Origin of the sequence: Cyanobium sp. LEGE 06143, assembly GCF_015207535.1 — a bacterium.
Lineage (GTDB): Bacteria > Cyanobacteriota > Cyanobacteriia > PCC-6307 > Cyanobiaceae > NIES-981.
The window spans coordinates 1-4,386 of sequence record NZ_JADEWP010000193.1 but is presented as its reverse complement, the minus strand read 5'-3'; the positions used below and the strand labels follow the sequence as shown (position 1 = coordinate 4,386).

General features: G+C 64.4%; 4 protein-coding genes, 1 tRNA gene and 1 other RNA gene. 3 read left to right on the top strand and 3 right to left on the bottom strand.

The window, feature by feature from the left end:
- Positions 1-433: 433 nt before the first annotated feature.
- Positions 434-1,159, top strand: coding sequence for a sulfotransferase family 2 domain-containing protein (locus IQ216_RS11875; protein WP_228007449.1), 726 nt, complete (start codon positions 434-436; stop codon positions 1,157-1,159).
- Between the two features lie 17 nt (positions 1,160-1,176).
- Here the strand turns inward: IQ216_RS11875 and IQ216_RS11870 are convergent, their stop codons facing one another.
- Both IQ216_RS11870 and IQ216_RS11865 read right to left on the bottom strand, forming a co-directional pair.
- On the bottom strand, positions 1,177-1,662 hold the full coding sequence (locus IQ216_RS11870; protein ID WP_186698255.1) for a hypothetical protein: 486 nt from the start codon (positions 1,660-1,662) through the stop codon (positions 1,177-1,179).
- A gap of 65 nt (positions 1,663-1,727) precedes the next feature.
- Positions 1,728-2,078, bottom strand: a complete 351-nt coding sequence (locus IQ216_RS11865) for a hypothetical protein (protein WP_186698257.1) — start codon at positions 2,076-2,078, stop codon at positions 1,728-1,730.
- A 166-nt stretch (positions 2,079-2,244) separates the two neighbouring features.
- On the opposite strand from IQ216_RS11865, the gene IQ216_RS11860 reads away from it, so the two are divergent.
- The gene (locus IQ216_RS11860; protein WP_193815617.1) at positions 2,245-3,825 is read left to right on the top strand and encodes a mechanosensitive ion channel; all 1,581 of its coding nucleotides are present in this window, start codon (positions 2,245-2,247) and stop codon (positions 3,823-3,825) included.
- 46 nt (positions 3,826-3,871) lie between these two features.
- On the opposite strand, the gene IQ216_RS11855 is transcribed toward IQ216_RS11860, so the two are convergent.
- Positions 3,872-3,945 (bottom strand) — tRNA-Arg (locus IQ216_RS11855).
- An 89-nt stretch (positions 3,946-4,034) separates the two neighbouring features.
- Here IQ216_RS11855 and rnpB point away from each other — a divergent pair.
- Positions 4,035-4,374: RNase P RNA component class A (gene rnpB / locus IQ216_RS11850), an RNA gene on the top strand.
- The last annotated feature ends 12 nt before the right edge of the window (positions 4,375-4,386 follow it).

Genomic DNA, 4,386 nt, shown 5'->3' with positions numbered 1-4,386 from the left:
TCGCAGGTTGCTATGCAGTACGTGATCAGGAGATCAGTGTGCCTGTCGAGGGAAAGAATCGGCCAACATGGGCAGATTTTGGCACCCGAAAGGGTGAAATCAGCCAAGCCAACCTCAGATTCGCCAAACGTTGTTCATTCCGAGCAAATTCCAACCTTGGACCCACTTTCAGGGCTCGTTGCCCAGAGGCTCCTTAGCATTGCTAAGGTGATCGTATCCTCGAAATGCTTTACGAAGATTTCTGCGACCACACCGCCGCCGCTGCAGCAACACTGGCTTGAGAGCTGCACATGTTAGCAGGTTTCATCCAACTCTCAGTGGATGCTAAGTGTCCCAGTCCAAGGGGCCTTAGCGAATCCCGTATTTCAGAGCCCTGCGAGCTTTGCCAACCTCTCGCCAGCCTGCATCGATACACGCTTGAGCCTCAACAGCCATGATTATCTGCCATTCCAATCGCTATATATTTGTTCATATCCATAAGACTGGAGGGTCAAGCATTGAAATGGCACTTGAGCCCACTCTCCAATGGCAAGATATTTTGCTGGGTTCCACCACTTTCGGCGAACAGGCCAACCGCCATTTCTCCCAGCGCTTTGGAATCACGAAGCACAGCTCAATCTCAGATATCTACGCCTTACGGGCGAGCACAAACCTGCGTACCTATCAGGTGCTGGGCGTGGTACGCCATCCTCTCCATCGTGCCGTCTCACTGTTCAACTTCATGGCTGGCATTATCGAACACATCGGCTTGATCACCAAGCTCACCCCATCAGAGCTCAGGCAGCGACGTGCCAGCCTCAGTGCTGATCATCGCCAGCTGAGCTGGCCTTCTTCGATTGCCTACCTGGAATCAGAGGGCAACTTCGACGCATTTGTGCATAATCCCAACCTCGACAGAGCACGAGCATTTTGCAGCCAATACTCCCAGCTCAGCATCAACGAGAAGCTCGTCGACAAACTCACTGTGCTGCGTACGGAGGAGTTGGCTGGTGAGAGAGCCAAGGCCTTCCTCGAGGCCTTCACGGGTGCCTCTACACCCATACCCCATGCCAATAGGAGCAACAAGATCATGCTGAAGCCAGACACCGTGAGCAACAAGGCCAGAATCGCGCTGGAATCTCGTTTTCTTGTTGATTACAACACTTTTGGATATGCGTAGGGGCAGGAAGCTCGATCTCAGCCCCGGTCGGGCAGATCCGGGGTCTGGTGCAGTAGGCGGTTGAGGCGCAGCCGATCGGCGTTAAGGGGATCGGGGGCCAGCTCACCGGCCACCTCACGGAACTTCTGCTCCACCTCATCCGGCATGCGCACATCGAAGATGCGCTCCATCAGCGCCTCGATCGAGAACAGGTGGGCGTTGATGTTCTCCAGGTCCGCCAGGGCCTGCTGGAAGGCATCCGGCTCCGGGGCCTGCTCAGGCGCCACCGCAGCCCCGCCGCTGTCTGAGGGGGGAGGGGTGGCGGCAGCCGGGGCCGCCTCCTCAGCGGCATCGGCCTGTTTCTGCAATTCATCCATCACCCGGCCCGCCAGCGTCCGGAAGGACTGCAGGGCCGCCCAGTTCAGCTCCTGCTGCTGGCGCAGGGTGGGGTTTTCGCGGATCAATCGGTCATGTTCCCGATAGAACCGCTGGCAATCAGGGCACTGGCAGGGCTCTTCGGGCACCGCGCTCCCCAGGGAAGTCAACGCCCATCATGGCACCGAGAGCCAGGGTCAGTCGCTTGGAGGGTTCAGGCGGCCAGGCCGTCTCCCTGGCTGCAGTCGCCGGCTCCAGCGTCGTCGTCACTGTCGTCCTCGCTGTCGTCGCAGGCTGAGGGGATCGGGATCTCAATGGTGCTCACCACCTGAATCACATCCCTCAGCCGCATCGAATCGGCAAACCAGCCCATGGCCTGCTCGGTATCGCCGCGTTGCTCGGCGTCCCCGGCCTGCTCCTCGTGGGCCTGGGCCAGCAGCGCCAGCCAGCAGAGGCAGCGGGCCTGCATCACCGAGAGATCCAGTTCGTCGAGATGCCCGTCGGCGATGCGCTCACTTTCCTGCTGCACCAACAGGCGCAGGCGCAGATCATGCAGTTGCGTCATGGGGGTCCCGACGTTGTCCCCACGCTAGCCGCAGTGGTGGAAATCAACAGGCCACCATAGGTAGCGTCAGCTACGACAAATCCCATTCGTGGCCGTTGCTTGACATCTGGGGACGCTCTGCACAGGGTTGAAGTGGAAAGCCCCGACCCCCTTCCTCAGAGTGCCGATGACCGATCCGATCAAGGCTCTGGTGGGGCCGCAGATGCTGGGCCTGGTGGGCAACCTCCTCGGTGCCCTCGGCATCCTGGTGCTGGGCTACGTGGTGGCCGCCCTGCTGGCCCGCGGCGTGCGGCGATTGCTGCGCCGCACGGGGCTGGACCGTCGCATCAGCGGTGCCGTGGGCGCTGGCAGCTCCAGCTCGATGCCCCAGCTCGACCGACTGCTCTCCGGGGTGGTGTTCTGGGTGGTGATGGTGCTGTCGATCGTGGCGGCCCTGAACGTGCTGCAGCTCACCACCGTTTCGGAGCCGCTCAACCAGTTCCTCAATCAGATCTTTGCCTTCCTGCCCCAGCTGGGCGCGGCCGCCGTGCTGGCGGCGGTGGGCTGGCTGCTGGCCTCCCTGGCACGCGCTGCCCTGCGGCGCGTGACCAAGGGCCTCAGCCCCTCCCCCGAGCCGCAGAGTGGGCCTCTGGCCGCCGCCGCTGCAGCCCCGGAGGCCGCTGCTGATGCCGCCCCCGACACCACGGCTGCCGAGGCCGCTCAGCCGGTTGCCCTGGTCGGCCAGGTGGGTAACACCCTGGCCGAGGTCGTGTACTGGCTGGTGCTGCTGTTCTTCCTGCCGCTGATCCTCAACGCCCTCAACCTGGGCTCCCAGGTCACCCCCGTGGTGAACCTGTTCGACAGCTTCCTGGGTGCCCTGCCCCAGATCGCCAAGGCCGCCGCGATTGCGGCCGTGGGCTGGTTCCTGGCCCGCACGGTGCGCCTGCTGGTGGCCAACCTGCTCGCCTCCAGCGGCATCGACCAGGTGGGTGCCGGCTTCGGCCTTGATCCCAAGCAGGGAGGCCGCAAGCTCTCCTGGCTGGTGGGCACCGTGGTGTATGTGCTGATCCTGATTCCCACCGCCACCGCCGCCCTCGACGCCCTGGCCATCCCGGCGATCTCCATGCCGGCCACGGCGATGCTGAACAGCATCCTCTCGGCCCTGCCCCTGATCTTCACCGCTGCACTGGTGCTGGCCCTGGGCGTGGTGGCGGGCCGCTTCATCGGCCAGCTGGTGAGTCGGCTGCTGGCGGGGGTGGGTTTCGACCGCCTCTACACCTGGATGGGGCTGGAGGGGCTCAACCGCGACGGCGACAACCCCATCGGCCGGCGTCCCTCGGAGCTGCTGGGAGTGGTGGCCCAGGTGGGCGTGGTGCTGTTCGCGGCCGTGGCCGCCACCGATGTGCTCAACCTGCCAGGCCTGGCCGTGGTTGTGGAGGGTCTGCTGCTGCTGTTCGGCCAGATTCTCTCGGGCCTGGTGGTGTTCGCCGTGGGCCTCTACCTGGCCCAGTTGGCCCACCACCTGGTGACAGGCTCCAGCGGGCACCAGGCCCCTCTGCTGGGCCAGATCTCCCGGGTGGCGATCATCGGCTTCAGCGGCGCCATGGCTCTGCAGCAGATCGGCGTTGCTCCAAACATCGTGGGCCTGGCCTTCGGCCTGGTGCTCGGGTCGCTGGCCGTGGCTGCCGCCGTGGCCTTCGGCCTCGGTGGTCGCGAGGTGGCGGCCGAGCAGCTGCGCGAGTGGGTGGGCAGCCTCAAGCGCCGCTGAGGCCACTCCCAAGGGCGGTGCGCGAAGCTTCACCGCGTGGGCCATACGGGGCTGGCGGGACTCGAACCCACGACCTACGGTTTAGGAAACCGTCGCTCTATCCGGCTGAGCTACAGCCCCCTGCGACGCCATTATGCGACCGGCACCCCACCGGGTCCGCAGCCCTGGCCGCCGGACCGAAAGGCATCATGGGGAGCGAAAGCAGGCGAGGTGATCGCGATCGGGGGGCAGCGGTCTTCGGGCCGCCGGTCCGCCCGGTTGAGGAAAGTCCGGGCTCCCCAATGGCCAGGCTTGCTGGGTAACGCCCAGTGCGGGTGACCGCGAGGAGAGTGCCACAGAAAAACACCGCCGATGGCCGGGGCTTGTCCCCGTGCACAGGCAAGGGTGCAAAGGTGCGGTAAGAGCGCACCAGCAGCATCGAGAGGTGCTGGCTCGGTAAACCCCGGCCGGGAGCAAGGCCCAGGGACAACGGTTGGCCATGACACCCGTCCCGCCACAAGTGCGCCGCTCGAGGCCGTCGGAGACGGCGGTCCCAGACAGATGATCGCCCCGGAGCGAGGG

Excerpts from the sequence above, each read along its gene's own strand:
- IQ216_RS11875 (WP_228007449.1), top strand. The coding sequence starts at position 434 with ATGATTATCTGCCATTCCAATCGCTATATATTTGTTCATATCCATAAG.
- IQ216_RS11865 (WP_186698257.1), bottom strand. The coding sequence starts at position 2,078 with ATGACGCAACTGCATGATCTGCGCCTGCGCCTGTTGGTGCAGCAGGAA.
- IQ216_RS11860 (WP_193815617.1), top strand. The coding sequence starts at position 2,245 with ATGACCGATCCGATCAAGGCTCTGGTGGGGCCGCAGATGCTGGGCCTG.